At 38.9% G+C, this 18,581-nt stretch carries 17 protein-coding genes and 2 riboswitches; of the genes, 14 read left to right on the plus strand and 3 right to left on the minus strand.

All coding sequences use genetic code 11. The features are described 5' to 3' along the window. Positions 1-219: 219 nt before the first annotated feature. Complete coding sequence (plsY, locus tag SCI76_RS01065) at positions 220-813, minus strand: glycerol-3-phosphate 1-O-acyltransferase PlsY (protein WP_063247896.1); 594 nt, start codon at positions 811-813, stop codon at positions 220-222. Between the two features lie 205 nt (positions 814-1,018). Between plsY and SCI76_RS01070 the strand changes: the two genes are divergently transcribed. From SCI76_RS01070 to SCI76_RS01085, 4 genes are all read left to right on the plus strand, one after another. Continuing rightward, on the plus strand, positions 1,019-1,432 hold the full coding sequence (locus SCI76_RS01070; protein ID WP_013057242.1) for a CoA-binding protein: 414 nt from the start codon (positions 1,019-1,021) through the stop codon (positions 1,430-1,432). Positions 1,433-1,765: 333 nt separating this feature from the next. Then, positions 1,766-3,742 (plus strand): DNA topoisomerase IV subunit B, encoded by a 1,977-nt coding sequence (parE, locus tag SCI76_RS01075; RefSeq protein WP_063247897.1) that lies wholly within the window; start codon positions 1,766-1,768, stop codon positions 3,740-3,742. Then, positions 3,739-6,165: a DNA topoisomerase IV subunit A gene (parC, locus tag SCI76_RS01080; RefSeq protein ID WP_221834050.1), complete on the plus strand. Its 2,427-nt coding sequence runs from the start codon at positions 3,739-3,741 to the stop codon at positions 6,163-6,165. Before parE ends, parC begins: the two co-directional genes overlap by 4 nt. Before the next feature lie 212 nt (positions 6,166-6,377). Beyond that, positions 6,378-7,199 carry an alpha/beta fold hydrolase gene (locus tag SCI76_RS01085; RefSeq protein ID WP_048019242.1) on the plus strand — a complete coding sequence of 274 codons (822 nt, stop codon included), beginning with the start codon at positions 6,378-6,380 and terminating at the stop codon, positions 7,197-7,199. On the opposite strand, the gene SCI76_RS01090 is transcribed toward SCI76_RS01085, so the two are convergent. Further along, a complete protein-coding gene (locus tag SCI76_RS01090; protein WP_063247899.1) occupies positions 7,185-7,826 on the minus strand; it encodes a LysE family transporter in 642 nt (213 codons plus the stop codon). The two genes, SCI76_RS01085 and SCI76_RS01090, sit on opposite strands and share 15 nt — an antisense overlap. 152 nt (positions 7,827-7,978) lie before the next feature. On the opposite strand from SCI76_RS01090, the gene SCI76_RS01095 reads away from it, so the two are divergent. From SCI76_RS01095 to SCI76_RS01115, 5 genes are all read left to right on the plus strand, one after another. After that, on the plus strand, positions 7,979-8,746 hold the full coding sequence (locus SCI76_RS01095; RefSeq protein WP_328174933.1) for a YqcI/YcgG family protein: 768 nt from the start codon (positions 7,979-7,981) through the stop codon (positions 8,744-8,746). After that, positions 8,721-9,029, plus strand: a complete 309-nt coding sequence (locus SCI76_RS01100) for a cupin domain-containing protein (protein ID WP_013057236.1) — start codon at positions 8,721-8,723, stop codon at positions 9,027-9,029. Before SCI76_RS01095 ends, SCI76_RS01100 begins: the two co-directional genes overlap by 26 nt. 21 nt (positions 9,030-9,050) lie before the next feature. Then, positions 9,051-9,635 (plus strand): cysteine hydrolase family protein, encoded by a 585-nt coding sequence (locus tag SCI76_RS01105; protein ID WP_033579113.1) that lies wholly within the window; start codon positions 9,051-9,053, stop codon positions 9,633-9,635. Positions 9,636-9,729: 94 nt separating this feature from the next. After that, complete coding sequence (locus SCI76_RS01110) at positions 9,730-10,221, plus strand: GNAT family N-acetyltransferase (protein WP_033579112.1); 492 nt, start codon at positions 9,730-9,732, stop codon at positions 10,219-10,221. Between the two features lie 103 nt (positions 10,222-10,324). Further along, a complete protein-coding gene (locus tag SCI76_RS01115) occupies positions 10,325-10,693 on the plus strand; it encodes a hypothetical protein (RefSeq protein WP_048019245.1) in 369 nt (122 codons plus the stop codon). A gap of 36 nt (positions 10,694-10,729) precedes the next feature. On the opposite strand, the gene SCI76_RS01120 is transcribed toward SCI76_RS01115, so the two are convergent. Next, complete coding sequence (locus SCI76_RS01120; protein ID WP_168760841.1) at positions 10,730-12,169, minus strand: amino acid permease; 1,440 nt, start codon at positions 12,167-12,169, stop codon at positions 10,730-10,732. 103 nt (positions 12,170-12,272) lie between these two features. Next, a riboswitch (Lysine riboswitch) is annotated at positions 12,273-12,457 on the minus strand. A gap of 174 nt (positions 12,458-12,631) precedes the next feature. Continuing rightward, positions 12,632-12,732, plus strand: a riboswitch (TPP riboswitch). Between the two features lie 32 nt (positions 12,733-12,764). On the opposite strand from SCI76_RS01120, the gene thiT reads away from it, so the two are divergent. The 5 genes from thiT (at position 12,765) to eat (ending at position 18,444) form a co-directional block, all read left to right on the plus strand. Next, complete coding sequence (thiT, locus tag SCI76_RS01125) at positions 12,765-13,373, plus strand: energy-coupled thiamine transporter ThiT (RefSeq protein ID WP_047751853.1); 609 nt, start codon at positions 12,765-12,767, stop codon at positions 13,371-13,373. A 156-nt stretch (positions 13,374-13,529) separates the two neighbouring features. Continuing rightward, complete coding sequence (locus tag SCI76_RS01130; RefSeq protein ID WP_255901131.1) at positions 13,530-14,948, plus strand: ethanolamine ammonia-lyase reactivating factor EutA; 1,419 nt, start codon at positions 13,530-13,532, stop codon at positions 14,946-14,948. Between the two features lie 26 nt (positions 14,949-14,974). Next, complete coding sequence (locus SCI76_RS01135; RefSeq protein WP_310883857.1) at positions 14,975-16,345, plus strand: ethanolamine ammonia-lyase subunit EutB; 1,371 nt, start codon at positions 14,975-14,977, stop codon at positions 16,343-16,345. 14 nt (positions 16,346-16,359) lie between these two features. Further along, a complete protein-coding gene (gene eutC / locus SCI76_RS01140) occupies positions 16,360-17,073 on the plus strand; it encodes an ethanolamine ammonia-lyase subunit EutC (protein ID WP_168760839.1) in 714 nt (237 codons plus the stop codon). 21 nt (positions 17,074-17,094) lie between these two features. Then, positions 17,095-18,444 (plus strand): ethanolamine permease, encoded by a 1,350-nt coding sequence (eat, locus tag SCI76_RS01145; RefSeq protein ID WP_048019249.1) that lies wholly within the window; start codon positions 17,095-17,097, stop codon positions 18,442-18,444. The last annotated feature ends 137 nt before the right edge of the window (positions 18,445-18,581 follow it).

Below are 18,581 nucleotides of genomic sequence, written 5' to 3' on the forward strand. Positions count from 1 at the left end.
CTTTCATTTAAAATCATATTGTTTTCCAATGGTTTCCCAGCAGTGAACGCAGTAGCGGCTTCCTTCTAGCTGTGAATCCATTTTCTTATTACGTTTGCAAATAGGGCATTTTTTCTTCACAGTATTCACCTCCTTATTTTAGTATCAGTATAACTAATAAACAAGAAATGTATTCGCTTACAAAGTGGTTATAAAAAAAGAAATAAGAGGAAGAGCCTCTTATTTCTTTTTACCTGAAAAAAATGTGACTTTCGGTTCGGTTTTGTTAAGAATTCGCGTAATGTTTGCGCGGTGTCTGTAAATGACAAAGGCTACAATTACACCAATAATCATAATAAGCATGTAGTCTTGTTTAAATAGCGTGTAGATAAAGGTTAATACCCCAGTAACCATTGATGACAGTGATACATACTTCGTTATGTATAAGCAGATAAAAAAACATAATAGCACGAAAACAAATAAAAGAGGTTCATAACATAAAATCACTCCGGCGGATGTGGCAACAGCTTTCCCGCCTTTAAATTTCGCGAAAATAGGAAAAATATGACCAATGACAGCAAATAAACCAATGAAGAGAATGTTTTGATTTGTATCAAATAAAAGCGGTAAAGAAGCTGCTAAGGTGCCTTTTAGAATGTCTCCAAGCGTAACGATAATTCCGGCTTTTACACCCAATGTACGAAACGAGTTGGTGCCGCCTAAATTGCCGCTTCCATGCTCTCGTATATCGATGCCGTATCCTAGTTTTCCAACAACTAGTCCAAAAGGAATAGAGCCCAAGATATAGGCAAGAATAGGTAATAAATAATTCATGTTTGAAAGCTCCTTTATTTCTATATCGTTTCTATTTTACCATGAGATACTTAAAAAAACATAGTTAGTTTTGGGTGAGAGACAATTATTTTAAAAAAAGAAGGCGTTTACAAAAGTAGAGAAAACGGGTACTATATGCAGGAAATCAACTGTAAATCGCGAATGTTGTTCAGTACATATTATATAGCTAAGAGAGGTAATAGACATGTCCATTAAAATTCCTTCCCGTCAAGAGCTTGGTAAAATATTAAAAAAAAGCAAGCGCATTGCTGTAGTAGGTTTATCAGATAATCCTCATCGAACGTCTTATATGGTTTCAGAAGCCATGCAGCAGCAAGGTTACGAGATAATTCCGGTGAACCCAACAATCAATTCAGCGCTCGGCGTAAAAGCCGTATCTTCATTAAAAGAAATTGAAGGGCATATTGATATCGTTAATGTATTTCGTCGCTCTGAGCATTTGCTTGAAGTTGCAGAAGAGTTTTTAGAAGTAGATGCAGACGTATTTTGGGCACAATCTGGTTTAATTAATGAAGAAGCATATGACCTGCTCGCTAAAAAAGGGTATACTGTAGTTATGGATCGTTGTATAAAAGTCGAGCATGCTTTAACAAAGTAAGATCTATAAGCAGAACAACCAACCCATGCACACTGCTTGCATGGGTTTCACCATGCGTTGAAATAGTAAGAGAGTTTCCGCTACAATAGACGTTAGACAGCTAACTTTATAAGGCTTATAATCCATGAATACACAAGATATTGCTTTTATAATACGGAAATTTGTGCTAAAATCTTGTAAGTACGCAAAAATAGAAACATACGTTCTATTGATGCGAACACTATAAAATTAAAAGATAGGATACATGATCATTTATTCTTAGACACGAAGCGCAAACGTTTGTGTTTCATACATAAAGTAGTAATGTTCGTTGTGATGAAAGGGGTAGTATGAATGGCTAGGAAACAACAATTTAATTATAATGAAGATGCAATTCAAGTACTAGAAGGATTAGATGCCGTTCGTAAACGTCCTGGTATGTATATTGGAAGTACGGATACACGAGGTCTGCATCATTTAGTATATGAAATCGTCGACAACTCTGTCGATGAAGCTCTAGCAGGCTACGGAGAAGAAATTATTGTAACCATTCACAAAGATAATTCAATTTCTGTACAAGATAAAGGTCGAGGTATGCCAACGGGCATGCATAAACTAGGAAAACCAACGCCTGAAGTTATTTTAACCATCTTGCATGCAGGAGGTAAATTCGGACAGGGTGGATATAAAACAAGCGGAGGCTTACACGGAGTAGGTGCATCTGTTGTAAATGCGCTGTCTGAATGGTTGACTGTAACCATTCATAGAGATGGATTTATTTATGAACAGCGTTTTGAAAATGGAGGAAAGCCGGTTACGACGCTAGAAAAAATAGGGAAAACAAAAAAAACGGGAACAACGATTCATTTCAAACCGGATGCCACGATTTTTTCAACAACCGTGTACAATTATGATACGCTTTGTGAACGGCTCCGCGAATCGGCTTTTCTATTAAAAGGATTCAAAATAGAGTTAATCGATAAAAGGCATGATCGTCAAGATATCTTTCATTATGAAACAGGTATTCAAGCCTTCGTTTCATATTTAAATGAAGAAAAAGATTCACTTCATCCAGTCGTCTTTTTTGAAGGGATTCATCATAATATTGAAGTTGAATTTGCGTTTCAATTTAACGATGGTTATTCTGAAACCATTTTATCATTTGTTAATAATGTTCGTACCAAAGACGGGGGAACGCATGAGTCCGGTGCAAAAAGCGCTATGACGCGTGCGTTTAATGAATACGCCCGTAAAGTAAGCCTGCTAAAAGAAAAAGACAAAAACTTAGAAGGAACGGATATACGAGAAGGATTAGGAGCCATCGTTTCCGTTAGAATACCTGAAGAGTTGCTTCAGTTTGAAGGACAAACCAAAGGAAAGTTAGGTACAAGTGAAGCTCGTTCGTCGGTAGATGCAGTTATTTCTGAAAAACTTGCCTATTTCCTAGAAGAAAATCCAGACGTAAGCTCTCTTCTTGTAAAAAAAGCAATCAAAGCTGCTCAAGCGCGTGAAGCGGCACGTAAGGCGAGAGAAGACGCAAGAAACGGGAAAAAACGAAAGCGTCAAGAAACTGTTCTAAGCGGGAAGTTAACGCCTGCGCAATCAAGAAATCCTCAGCGAAACGAACTGTACCTAGTCGAAGGGGATTCCGCCGGAGGTTCAGCAAAACAAGGAAGGGATCGCCGCTTTCAAGCTGTGCTGCCGCTGCGAGGGAAAGTTATCAATACCGAAAAAGCCAAACTTCAAGATATTTTTAAAAACGAAGAAATTAGTACGATCATTCACGCGATAGGCGGAGGAGTAGGCGCAGATTTTACAATCGATGATATTAACTACGATAAAATAGTCATCATGACCGATGCGGATACGGATGGGGCTCATATTCAAGTGCTTCTTCTAACGTTTTTCTACCGCTATATGAAACCGCTTGTGGAATCAGGAAAAGTGTTTATTGCTCTTCCACCGCTCTACAAAGTAAGTAAAGGGTCAGGTAAAAAAGAAGTGGTTGAATATTCATGGAGTGACGAAGAGTTGCAAGGTGCTATCGATAAGGTAGGAAGAGGGTATATGATTCAACGCTATAAAGGTCTCGGTGAAATGAACGCAGATCAGCTTTGGGAAACAACAATGAACCCAGAGACGCGTACGCTGATTCGTGTTCGTATTGATGATGCTGCTCGCGCTGATCGTCGTGTGACCACTTTGATGGGCGATAAAGTAGAACCACGCAGAAAATGGATTGAAAGCAACGTAGCGTTTGGATTAGAAGAAGATCCAAATATTTTAGATAATGAAAATGTATTAACGGTCGCAGAGGAGGACGTACAATGACACAAACAGAACGCTTTTTAGATTTACCTCTTGAGGATGTACTAGGCGACCGTTTTGGTCGATACAGTAAATATATTATTCAAGAGCGTGCACTGCCGGATGCAAGAGACGGTTTAAAACCCGTTCAGCGCCGTATTTTATATGCAATGCACGTAGATGGAAATACAGCAGAAAAAGGGTTTCGCAAGTCAGCCAAAACTGTAGGGAACGTAATTGGTAACTATCACCCTCATGGTGATTCATCTGTATATGATGCCATGGTTCGAATGAGTCAAGAATGGAAAGTTAGAAATGTATTAATCGAAATGCACGGAAACAACGGAAGTATTGATGGAGATCCCCCAGCAGCAATGCGTTATACAGAAGCTCGCCTTTCATCGATTGCTGCAGAACTTCTACGAGATATTGACAAACAAACGGTTGAGTTTGTGTCTAACTTCGATGATACAAGCAGCGAACCAACTGTGTTACCAGCTATGTTTCCTAACTTGCTAGTGAATGGATCCACGGGTATTTCAGCTGGTTATGCTACAGAACTTCCTCCTCATCATTTAGGTGAAGTAATTGACGCAACGATCATGCGAATTGATAAACCAACGTGTACAATTGAAGAATTAATGACGGCTATCCAAGGTCCTGATTTTCCTACAGGGGGAATCATTCAAGGTGTAGACGGGATTAAGAAAGCCTACGAGACAGGTAAAGGGAAAATTATTATTCGCGGAAAAACGGAAGTGGAGTCCATTCGCGGCGGAAAACAGCAAATTGTCATTACGGAAATTCCGTTTGAAGTAAACAAAGCCAACCTTGTGAAGAAAATGGATGAGCTTCGTTTAGATAAAAAAGTGGAAGGTATTGCTGAAGTTCGCGATGAAACGGATCGTACGGGTCTGCGCATCGTAGTAGAATTAAAAAAAGACGCAAATGCTCAAGGAGTACTTCACTTCCTTTATAAAAATACGGATCTTCAAGTACCGTATAATTTTAACATGGTTGCCATTGCTAAAAAGCGACCAAAGCTTATGAGTTTGGCTAACATTCTTGATGCTTATATTGATCATCAAAAAGAAGTAGTAACAAATCGTTCTAAATACGAACTGCAAAAAGCATGTGAACGTGAACATATTGTAGCGGGATTGATTAAGGCACTGTCGATTTTAGATGAAGTTATTGCGACGATTAGAGCTTCTAAAGATAAGCGCGACGCTAAAAATAATTTAATTGGCAAATATGAATTTACAGAACCTCAAGCAGAAGCGATTGTGTCGCTTCAATTATACCGTTTGACAAACACGGACATTACAGCTCTACAAGCAGAAGCTGAAGAGCTAGGTGCTAAAATTAACGAGTTAGAAGAAATCTTACATAGCGAGAAAAAACTTTTTAATGTAATCAAAAAAGAATTACGCCGTGTAAAAAAGCAATACAGTACAGAACGCCGCTCAAAAATTGAAGCGGAAATCGAAGAGATTAAAATTAATCTAGAAGTGATGGTTCCATCTGAAGAAGTGATGGTAACAGTCACAAAAGACGGATATGTAAAACGAACAAGTCTTCGTTCTTACGCCGCGTCTAACGGGCAAGACTTCGGTATGAAAGATACGGACCGAATTTTAGCGAAGTATGAAATTAATACAACCGAAACGCTGCTCATCTTCACAAACAAAGGGAATTATTTATATATGCCAGTGCACGAACTTCCTGATATCAGGTGGAAAGACATGGGTCAGCATATCATGAACATTGTTCCAATTGATAAAGAAGAGCAGATTGTACGGGCTATACCGGTAAAAGAGTTTAAAGAAAATCAGTATCTGCTTTTCTTTACGAAAAATGGTATGGTCAAAAAATCAGAATTACTTCAATATAAAGCACAGCGCTACTCTAAGGCTCTTGTCGCCGTTAATTTAAAAGGCGATGATGAAGTTGTCGATGTATATCAAACGGATGGTAAAAAACAAGTGTTTATTGCCACTCGCTCTGGCTACGGACTGCGTTTTTCGGAAGAAGAAATCAATATTGTAGGAACTCGCGCCTCTGGTGTAAAAGGAATTAACTTAAAAGACGATGATTATGTTGTAAGCGGCGTTATCTTCGATGAAGATGAAGCTCTATCAACTGAATTATTTATCGCCACGCAGCGAGGAGCTGTGAAAAAGACAAAAGTTACTGAGTTTGAAGAATCAGCACGAGCAAAACGAGGGCTAGTGATGGTCCGGGAACTAAAATCTAATCCGCATCAAATTGCAAAAGTAAAAGTAATCTCTAAAGAGCATTACATGATAGTGGAATCATCTAAAGGTCAAATCGAGCAGGTTGATCCATCTACAATGCGAGCTAGTGACCGATACAGCAACGGTTCATTCGTATTGGACCAAAGCGAAGCTGGGAATTTAGTTGATATGTGGCTGGAAGAAAAATAACAAAAAAAGTAGTAAAGTTTTTAAAGCTTTACTACTTTTTTTACTCAATATTTTTAAATTAAACTATGTTCTAAATAAACAATATAAAATGATTTTCCTACTCCTCATTCCAAATAAACATCATACATCTCCTACACAAGCCTCTAAGAAACTTTTGAATGTTCAAATTGTCCAAAACATATATATATAAGAACATCTAGGAGGTGTTATATATGAACTATTTTATTCACGTAACTCCTAAGACTAAACTTTTTGTTCGGGATATTGGAAAAGGGGAACCCGTTCTTTTCCTTCACGGGTGGCCTGTTAACGCTAAAATGTACGAATACCAATTTACAACGCTGCCGGCCTGCGGTATTCGGTGTATTGCTCCTGATCTTCGGGGATTTGGAAAATCAGATACGCCTTTCACCGGCTATTCTTACAATCAATTAGCGGATGATATTCGTATGTTAGTAGAAAAATTAGGACTTAAAAATTATACGCTAGTAGGCTTTTCTATGGGGGGAGCCATTGCCATTCGATATATGAGTAGACACTTAGGATATGGCGTGAAGAAGTTAATTTTATTAGGGGCAGCGGCTCCAAGCTTTATTCAAAAAACTGATTTTCCATACGGACTTCCTTCTGAAGAAGTAAATACAATTATTCAAAATACGTATAGAGATCGTCCTAACATGCTTGAAGACTTTGGGAAAAAATTTTTTAATCAGCCTGTCAGCGCAGCTTTTAGAGGATGGTTTCAAGATTTAGGTTTAGAGGCATCTGGCCATGGAACGATTAAAACTGCGGTGTCTTTACGAGACGAAGACTTACGGGAAGATTTGAGTCAAATTTTCGCTGAGACATATATATTACACGGAAAAAAAGATCAAATTTGTCCATTTGATCTTGCAAAAGTAATGAATCGCCACATTTCATTTTCTACACTGATCCCATTTGAAAATAGTGGACACGGTCTTTTTTATGATGAACGTGAGAAAGTAAATGACACCCTTATTGAACTCATCAATAAAAGCTCAGCCGATAAGTAAGGATACACATTTAAAACCGAATTGGCAGCCAAATAAAAAAAGTAAAAAACCAGCACCTAACGTAATGAGGCGAAAAAGCTTAGGCGTGATAAATTTTCTTGTAAAATGAATGCTGCCCGCAATATTTAAATTCCAAAGAATAATGCCAAAAATAATAAAGAAGCTATGAAAAAAGACGGATAGCCACGTTTGACTTTGAAGGCTTTCGCTTAAGCTTGATCCAAATACACCGAACCAAAACACAATATTTAAAGGGTTCATAAGAGCAATAAAAAAACCTGTAAAAAACGACTTATCTTTTTTAGCAGAAGGGTTATTTACATCTACTGAAAAGGAACGAGAGACAGCTTGTTTCATACTTTGAAAGCCAACAAATGTGAGCATGACAAAACCCGTTGCATACAGGACAACCGTAACAGCCTGCATCTGAACAAAAGGGGTTAACCCTATTAAAATGAGAAGCATAAATAAGATATCGGCTGTCATTCCTCCTAAACCAACTAGCCAAGAAGCCCAAAATCCTTTTGTCAGACCTCTTTTAATCATCTCTATATTAATTGGACCTACCGGTGCTGCGAGACTAATACCTAGAATTATTTGTTTTATAGCAATCAAAAACCACTCCACAAACACAGCCTCCTTTCTAACTTGTCCAATAGTAGCTTATATATATATAGATTAGAATTTTATAATTTAGAAGCGAGATTTAGTTAAAAATACTCATAAACTTTCTTTTTTTTAATACACATGTAACGTTGAGTTCCATAAGGAGGGTTTTAATGGCATCAAAAATGCTTTTTCGAGCTAATGAGATTTTAGAGTCAACGCATGTCCCGTTCTGGGGGAAAGATGCTTTTCAATATTTCCAAAGCGATATATTATCAGAAGAAAATCCATTTCCCTGTATATTAGGGGTAGAAGGCTTTAAAAAAGATTTACTGCGTTTTTCATTTGTGACGACTCCTTATAACTATCAAGATATTAAACATGCAGCGGCGGCACTTAGAGAATACATAGATACATTTAAGACCATAGGTCGCTATACATCCTTTGTGTTATTTTTTAAGCCTGAACATAAAGAACGGTCAATCGAAGAGTACGAAACGATGTTTTGGGATACGCTGACGTTTCTTCATCAAATTGATCAAAAGAAATGGCCGCAAGATATTCCGAAAGACCCAAAAGATGCATTATGGGAATTTTGTTTTCACGGAGAACCTATTTTTGTCGTCTGTAATACGCCTGCTCATTCTCTACGTAAAAGCCGTAAGAGCAGAGGATTTATGATTACATTTCAGCCGCGGTGGGTGTTTGAAGGTATGACAGGAGATTCAAAAATAGGGAAGCATGTACAAAAAGTCGTCCGCGATCGGTTAAAAACATATGATGACGTATCAGCTCACCCTGAGTTAGGCTGGTATGGACAGCAGGAAAACAGAGAGTGGAAGCAATATTTTTTACACGATGATAATAACCATACTACCGGACAGTGTCCATTTAAATTAAAAAGGAGTGAGCAGCATGGACGTAAAAAAAGCCTCTATTAAAAAAGGAGTTGGCGGAAAGTTTGAAGAAGTAATTAAAGAGCTGCTTCCGGCGTATACTGGATACGTTGAAGTACAGCACGATATTGCTTTTCAAACACATCCGTCTCATACGCATCCAACTGATGAAATTCTTCATATCCTTGAAGGATCTATTTACTTTACAGTTGAACGTGATACGGTTCTATGTCAGGCCGGAGATCGGATACATTTACCGAAACAAACGGTTCATTCTTCAAAAGCCGGTCCTGATGGATGCACATACGTTATTTCCATTTTAAAATAAAGACGAAAGAAGATGATGCTTATGCTACGTTCCCGGCCAGTGTTGCTACTTATCGATGTACAAGAAGGGTTTTATTCACCCCAGTGGGGAGAAAGAAACAATTTAGATGCAGAAAAGAATATGCTGACGCTACTGCAAGCATGGAGGCGCCAAGACTATCCTGTCATTCACGTGCAGCATGCATCAGAAAATCCAGACTCTCCTTTACATCCAAGTTCAAAGGGGTTTCAGTTCAAAGAAGGATTTGGTCCACAAGAAGACGAATACTTAATTCGCAAGCACGTGAACAGCTGCTTCATTGGAACAGAGCTAGATAGCTATTTAAAAGCAAATGGCTATGATACGCTTATCTTAATAGGACTAACTACTAATCACTGCGTCTCTACGACTGCGCGCATGGCTGGAAATCTAGGGTATAGGACGTATGTTGTGAACGATGCAACGGCCTGTTTTGATTGTATGTCCTACGATGGAAAAACCAGACTTCTTGCAGAAGATGTACATACATTCGCACTGTCTTCCTTGCACGGAGAGTTTGCAACGGTCGTTTCTACAAAAGAGACTCTTCAAGTCCTTCAAACCTTTCAATATGCCCAAAACCAATAACCGATGTGCATACGCACATCGGTTTTTTATGTAGATTATGTTTCTTAAAAGAAGTAAAATAAAGATAATTCTATACTATAAGGAGTTTGTACATATGATCATTCGTTATGCTAAAGAAGAAGATTTACCTATGCTTGTTGAAATTTATAATCAGTCCGTTCAAACAAGTGCTGCTACTTTTGACTTAACGCCTGTAACAGTAGAACAAAGAAGGGGCTGGTTTAATAATCATATTAGCAATGAACTTTTTCCACTTATTGTCGCGGAAAAAGATGGAGTAGTAGCGGGCTATGCTTCGCTTTCCTCGTATCGAGATAAAGAAGCGTACATTCAAACAGTAGAGCTATCGATTTATATTGATAAAAATCAACAAGGGCATGGTATTGGGAAACAGCTTATGAAGCGCATTTTGGAATTAGCTAAAGAGCTCGACCATCACGTTGTCATTTCAGGAATTACAAAAGGGAATGATATCAGTATCAAAATGCATGAGCAATTTAATTTTACATTTTGCGGAGAGTTTAAAGAAGTGGGCTGGAAATTTGATCAGTGGCAAGATGTACTTTTTTATCAGCTTATTTTATAAGATGTATGACACCTTTACACATTGTAACGTTTTAGTTTCATGTGTAAAGGTTATTAAAATAATAAGTTGTTTTATTATTTTAATACGAAAGGTGTTAGCTATCATGAGTACACATTTTCAATATCAACATCTAAGAGCTGTGCCGAAAAAATGGTCTCAAAAAGAACTGCATATCCAGCTGAATAGAATCAAACACAATTCTGAACTATCTACTATAGCAGCAGATCCGCTTTTTCATCTGTTAGAATGTACCCGTTCAGGCCTTCAAACTAAACAAGAAATCATAGACTACATCCAAACCATTCCTAATCACCAACTTCCATCTTTTGCAACTCATTTAAGCAGGTTAATTCAGCGTATTTATTATATCGAAGCTGCTGATTACTATAACCGTCCCCTCAAAGGTTATATGCTTGTTATGAAAAACCAACCCGCTTATATATCTCTTCATTTTGCCGATCAGCTCATATAAAAAAAGCTCTCTATTCTTTTGAATAGAGAGCTTTTTTTATTCGTATTTTTTCACTATTACTTGACATTCTTTTAACGGGATAAGCTTCGACTTTTTCGTCCATTTGTATCCTAACCAAACAATTAAGAATAAAGGAAGTCCGATATAAGAAACAAGTACACCGTACCAGTCAATCGAGTCACCCATAAACGCCGAATAGTTTTGGCCTAAAATAACAACGGCACATAAAATAAAGGCAAAGATAGGGCCAAATGGGAAAAGTTTTGCATGATATGGAAGTTCACTCAAATCATGACCTTGAGCAACAAATGCTCTTCTAAAACGATAGTGGCTGATCGCAATTCCTAACCAAGCAATAAAACCAGACATACCAGAAGCGTTAAGTAACCACGTATATACCGCACCGTCTCCAAAAAATGAAGCACCAAATGCAAGTGTACCGACAAGTGCCGTTGCGATTAAGGCATTAACTGGAACGCCTCGTTTATTCACTTTTGCTAAGAACCTTGGTGCTTTTCCATCTTTGGCTAAGTTCCACAGCATACGCGTAGAAGCATACATGCCTGAGTTACCAGCAGATAAAACAGCTGTTAAAATAACGGCATTAATCGCTGATGCTGCAAACGCCAGACCTGCTCGTTCGAATATTAAAGTAAACGGACTTACTCGCACGTCATCACTTGCTAATGAATTCGCTGTGTATGGAATAAGCATCCCAATAACAAAAATAGCTAAAATATAAAATAACAAGATGCGCCAGAAGACTTGTTTAACTGCGCGAGGAACCGTTTTTTCCGGATCTTCACTTTCTCCAGCTGCGACTCCAAGCAACTCTGTTCCTTGGAATGAAAAACCAGCTGCCATAAAGATACCTAGTACAGTGAAGAATCCACCGTGAATCGGTCCATCACCAAGCGTGAAGTTTTTAAAACCTGGTGCTTCATTGTTAAAGATACCAAAAATCATCATAATACCAATAACTAAAAAGATAATAACCGTTACTACTTTAATTAACGAAAACCAAAATTCAGATTCACCAAATCCTTTTACAGAAAGGTAGTTAAGCCCAAACATAATTAATAAAAACAGGGCACTCCATAAAATAGAAGAAGAGTTCGGGAACCAAAATTTCATAATAAGGGCTCCAGCGGATAATTCAGCTGCAATCGTAATAGCCCAGTTATACCAGTAGTTCCAGCCGAGAGCGAAACCAAAGGATGGATCTACAAAACGAGACGCATACGTACTAAATGAACCAGCTTCAGGCATATAAGCTGCTAGCTCTGCTAGGCTGGTCATCAAAAAGTAAACCATTACGCCAATAATAGCGTAAGCTAAAAGCGCTCCCCCAGGTCCTGCTGTGTGAATTGCTCCACCACTTGCTAGGAATAAGCCGGTTCCGATGGCTCCTCCTAATGAAATCATCGTTAAGTGGCGAGATTTCAACCCACGTTTTAATTCTTGCTGCTCTTGCATAGATAAATACTCCTTTCGAATGTACGGAAAGAGACGGGGATAACATAAAAAAAGCCCGCAGTATATGTGCGCGCTTTTAAATCTGAAAACCGCGTCAACCTTCCGTGAAGATAGCTCTTCACATCACTCGCATGATGTGACAGTTCTGTTCCTGTTCGGAGACAGCCCCAGCTTAAATCAACCGAGAAGTGATTTAAACTTCGGCAATTTTTCCTTTCAAGCAACATCCTCAATGTTCTCTGCATTTCCGTTACTTTACTATTAAAAACTGCGACCTCTACCTCATCGATTAGGATGAGGGTTTTTTATATTCAATTGACATAAAAGAAGTATAACAAATACTAAAACGATTGTCATTATAAAAAATAGATTCAGAAAATAGAAACATCTTTGAAATCTCTCGAATCTATTTTGTTACGTATGGTATAATAAACATTGTCTTTATACTACATAAATATCCAAACGTACCACAGGGGGAGCCGCCGTGCTGAGAGTGAACGAAATGTTCAGACCCTTTGAACCTGTTAGTTAACGCTAGCGTAGGAATGTGGGAATAGTAGCATATATTTGCTTACTCCTGTGTAAACCGTTTGATATGAATGATTCAAAAACAGGAGTGAGAAACGTGAATAAAGCATTACCTTTACAGGCTAAAATTGAAATAGCTATTTTTGCAGCATTGGCACTTCTACTTGACCTTTTGCCTTCAATTAAAATTGCGACGGCTGTGAGCATTTCGTTCTCCATGGTGCCCATTTTTATTATGTGCTTTCGCTGGGGAGTAAAAGGCGGGGCTCTATCCGGTCTATTATGGGGGCTTTTGCAGTTAGCGACAGGAACAGCTTATATTTTAACAGCGCTACAAACATTTATTGAATATATTGTAGCTTTTGCTTTTATAGGTTTTGGAGGTATTTTTTCACAATCTATTAAAACAAATTTAGCTACCAATAACAGATCAAAAGCTTTTGTTTTAATTGTTTTATCCCTTATTATCGGCAGCTTCGCACGTTATTTCTGGCACTTTATTGCTGGTATTATTTTCTGGGGATCGTACGCACCAAAGGGTATGTCCGCTCTGTGGTATTCTTTTTCAATGAACGGTATTTCAATGGTAGGGTCACTAATAGCCTGCTTAGTCATTCTTTCATTGTTAATTCCATCGGCATCAAGAATGATTGTAACTAAATCACACTCATCATAAGAAAAAAGACTAAATCTGCCAAGATTTAGTCTTTTTTCTTATTTGTCACCTTTGTTTACACAAAAGTGTGTCAGGTTTGATAACATAGTTAGTGAAATATTCAAAAAACTGTTTTATGATAGTCAACATATTCAAACGAGATAAAGGGTTGATCGTATGCTACAGAAATGGATCACGAGCATAGGTTTAGATATTGGAACAAGCACAACAAAACTGATTGTAAGCAAACTGTTAATAGCAAATCAACAAAATCAGTTTACGCTGCCAGGCTGTCAAATTATTGATCGTCGCGTAACGTATGCAAGTTCCATCTATACAACACCTATGGTAAACGAGGTTGAAATCGATGTTCGGAGGTTAACGCTATTACTAGAAAAAGAGTACAAAAAAGCAGGAATCTCCTTAGATCAGGTGGAGGCGGGTGCTGTGATCATCACAGGAGAAACGGCTCGGAAGCAAAATGCAGAGAGTATCGTTCACTATCTAGCTGAACACGCTGGGAATTTTGTTGTTGCAACAGCTGGTGCTGACTTAGAAGGAATGTTAGCGGCAAAAGGATCGGGAGCAATCGAACATTCTGCTGAAACCAATAAAGTGATTGCCAACATTGATGTAGGTGGAGGCACTGCTAACATCGCCTTATGTCAAAATGGAAAAGTGATTGAAACGTTTACCCTGCATGTAGGCGGAAGATTAATTCGGCTAAACGAAGATGGTATTGTTACCTACGTTTCGTCTTATTTAACTGAATTTTTAAAAAATAATTCTCTGATGCTTCAAGAAGGCGAAAAAGCAACATTTGAAAAACTCTCGTCTATTTGCAAATTGCTAGCTAAAGAAACCGTGGATTATGTGAGCGCACTGAAGCAAACCTCTTTGCTGCTCGTTTCCCCTCATACAAGATCTTCTACTCGGCCAGAGACAATCATGGTCTCGGGAGGAGTAGGAGCCATGATAGAGAAGGAGAAACCAAAAACAGTGAAGGAAGTGGCCATACACGGAGACATTGGTCCGCTGCTAGCTTATCAGTTTCAAGCCATACAGGTATCTCAAGCCGCTGAAACAACGCGAGCCACTGTCATTGGAGCTGGTATGCAAAATACAGAAGTTAGTGGATCAACCGTATACATTGAATCAAAGCGGCTGCCGCTAAAAAATATTCCGATTATAGAGATACCCGTACAGCAAGAGGAGGAGTGGAATCCGCAGCTGTTTCAAGAAAGAGCTCGAACGGCATGTATGCAGGCTTCAACTGTTTTCAGCGCAGAAGATCCTCCCGTTGCTATTGCTTTATCTCATTTCCCTTACTGCAGCTATAGAATGCTGCAAGAATTAGCAAAAGTAATAAGCGCTGAATTTGGTGCTTGTTTTAAAGGAGCTAAGTGCCTCGTTGTTTTATGCGAGCAGGATATTGCTAAAGCTTTAGGACAAGCACTAGCCAAACAGGAGAACGAATTAGAAATTATTTGTTTAGATCAAATTGACTTTACCCACGGAGATTATATCGATCTAGGGTTACCCGTAGCTGGAGAGGCAATCTCTGTTTCGATTAAAACACTCGCTTTTTCATCATAATCAACTGAACATACAAGGAGGAAACGATGTTTAAAACTACCCGGTTGTTAGGAGAAACATTTTCATTTTATAGCTTGAAAGAAATTATGGCCAAAGCAAACGAAGAACGTTCTGGAGATCAGCTCGCAGGAGTTAGCGCTGAGTCAATGAAAGAACGAATGGCAGCCAAACAAGTGCTAGCTGATATCACACTTGCTGATATTCGAAATTACCCGCTGCTAAGCGCAGATGAAGACAACGTCTCGGCATTAATCGAAAGTCAGATTGATTCATCGGTTTACGACATTATTAAAAATTGGACAGTAGGGGAGTTAAGAGAATACATCTTATCTGATGAGCATACCGGAGAAGAGCTTCTTGCGCTTAGCAAGGGATTAAACAGCGAAATGATTGCGGCAGCTACCAAAATTATGTCCAATTTAGATTTAATTCAAGGAGCTGCCAAGATAGAAGTGCAAACTACTTGTCAAACGACTATCGGTCAAAAAGGCGTATTGGCTTCAAGAGCCCAGCCTAATCATCCTTCAGATAACTTAAAAGGAATGAGAGCATCTCTCTACGAAGCGTTAAGCTATGGAATTGGAGATGCGGTTATCGGAATTAACCCTGTTATTGATACAACGGATAATATCTACGCGCTTTTAAATGAAACAAAAAATATAATCAACGAATGGTCAATTCCTACTCAAAACTGTGTATTATCACATGTGACGAGCCAAATGAGAGCAATCGAAAAAGGAGCAGCTGCTGACTTGATTTTCCAAAGTTTAGCAGGCACAGAAGCCGGTAATGATTCATTTGGGATTTCACTGTCTATGCTCGATGAAGCGACAGCGTTAATTCATGAAAAAGGGACAGCAAAAGGTCCGAACCGCTGGTATTTTGAAACAGGACAAGGTTCTGAATTGTCAGCAGAAGCCCACTATAATATTGATCAAGTAACGCTCGAAGCTAGATGCTACGGCTTAGCTCGCCACTACAAGCCTTTCTTAGTTAACACGGTTGTTGGATTTATTGGACCTGAATATTTATATAACAGCAAACAAGTCCTGCGAGCTGGGCTAGAAGATCACTTTATGGGCAAAATGCACGGCTTACCTATGGGAGTAGACGTATGTTACACCAACCACATGGATGCTGATCAAAACGATATGGATAATTTAAGTATGCTTCTAGGAACAGCTGGGGTGAACTTTGTAATAGGAGTGCCCATGGCTGATGACTGCATGCTAAACTATCAGTCTCTTAGTTATCATGATATCGCAACCGTGCGCAATGTACTCGGCCGTACCCCAACGCCGTTATTTCAAAAATGGCTTGAAGATCAGCGTATTATGGAAAACGGACGCTTCACATCAAGAGCTGGAGACCCAACTATTTTTATGAATTTGATTTAAGGAAGGTGCTTACTATGATACCAAAGTCAAATCGCGATCCTCTTGAAACACTTAAACAATTTACCCCTGCCCGCATAGGTGTTGGCCGTACGGGAACAAGGCCGCTAACAAAAGACGTTTTATCTTTTCGCACAGATCATGCCGCAGCCGTAGACTCTGTATACGGCTCAGTTTCAGAAGATATTCTATCTGAGTTTAACCTTTTTTCTGTGAATACACGCGCGGAGTCAAAAGAACATTATTTAAAACGGCCGGATCAAGGGAGGTTATTAGCAGATGACGCTAAGAAAGAGATTTTAAAAAACTGCGTGCAGCAGCCTGATGTACAAGTAGTGGTATCAGATGGACTGAGTGCTAAGGCAATTGAAGAAAACGTGAGCGACGTGTATCCTGCTTTAATTGATTCACTGGAGTCATATGGACTTCGTATCGGGACTTCGTTTTTTGTAAAAGGAGGACGAGTTGCATGTATGGATGAAATTGGTGAAATCATAAAGCCAAAAGCACTTGTGCTATTGATTGGAGAGCGACCTGGGCTGGTCAGTGCTGAATCCATGAGTGCTTACATGTGCTATGAACCTAGCAAAGGAAAAAAAGAGTCTGATCGTATGGTTATTTCTAATATTCATAAAAGAGGAACGCCTCCTATTGAGGCAGCCGCACATATCGGTACCATGATTGACAAAATGATTAAGCAGCAAACAAGCGGTGTACATCTTATTGTCTAAACATCAAAAGGAGGAGAACGTATGGCGTTACAAAAACAATTAAAACCTATTCATTTATGGGCTATTTCAGTTGGTATGGTTATTTCAGGACAATACTTTGGGTGGAACTACGGGTTTGAACAAGGCGGGATTATCGGACTTGCAATTGCAACCTTAATTGTAACCGTGTTTTACACAACGTTTATGTTCAGCTATGCAGAGCTTTCAACATCTATCCCGCAAGCTGGTGGACCTTCAGCTTATGCAAGAAGAGCACTTGGACCTTTCGGCGGATATATCGCCGGAATTGCATGCTTGCTTGAATTTATTTTTGCTCCTCCTGCTATTGCGGTATCAACAGGAGCATACCTGCACTTTCTTATCCCAGCCGTTAACCCTGTATATGCAACGGTAGGTGCCTTTATTTTCTTTGTTTTACTAAATTTAATCGGGGTAAAAGAAGTAGCGGTGATTGAGCTTACAGCTACCATTGTTGCACTAATTGGTTTATCTATTTTTTATGTAGCTGGTTTGCCTCATGTACAAACATCAAATATTTTCAACGCTCATTCATTTATTAACGGGCCAACAGGGGTACTAGCGGCTATTCCATTCGCTGTTTGGTTCTATCTTGCAATAGAAGGCGGAGCAATGGCAGCGGAAGAAGTGGAAAACCCTAAGAAAAACATTCCTAAAGGATTTATTGGAGCGATTATTACTCTTGCAACCGCAACGTTGTTTACACTATTTGTAACAGCAGGACTTGGCGGAGGAAGCGGGAAGCTAGCCGATTATCCACTTCCGCAGGCACTGTCTTCTGTATATGGAAACGGCATTTCAACCGTTGTTGCTATTATCGGGCTATTCGGATTGATTGCTAGTTTAAATGGAATCATCATGGGATTTTCAAGACAAACCTATGCGCTTGCACGAGATGGTTACTTCCCTAAATTTCTTGCTAAAACGAATAAAAAAGGAGTTCCTGTCGGCGGTTTGTTGATTCCGGGAGCAATCGGTGTGATTTGCGCTGGATCTGCCACGTTTGCCAATGCCCTTATTATCTTATCTGTATTCGGAGCAATGATGATGTACTGCATCAGTTTAGTTTCTCTTTTTATTTTACGCAAAAAAGAACCTAACTTGTCTCGTCCTTTTAAAGTAAATTACCCGGTAGTGCCAAGCGTTGCTTTAGTATTAGGGATTCTGTGCTTATACAGCATTATAAAATACAGTGTGCTTACAACAAGTTTAATGCTGTTTGGTGTTTCTCTACCTTTAATGTATGTGATTCTTGGCATTTTCCTTCTTTCAATTATTTACTATGTTTTTTATGGTTCAAGACAGCTTAAAAAAGAGGCATCCAATTCATATCAAGAAGCATCTATTAAATAAGAAGAAAAACGGCTGCTGTAAAGGCAAGCCGTTTTTCTTGTGAAATTAAAGGGTTGAGCGTTTTTTTGTAGAATGATATACTAGGTCTGTTTGTTGGAAGAATATACATACATTTATATTAGATAAAGAAGGGGCAA

Source organism: Priestia sp. HNGD-A6, assembly GCF_045784335.1.
Taxonomy (GTDB): Bacteria; Bacillota; Bacilli; order Bacillales; family Bacillaceae_H; genus Priestia; species Priestia zanthoxyli.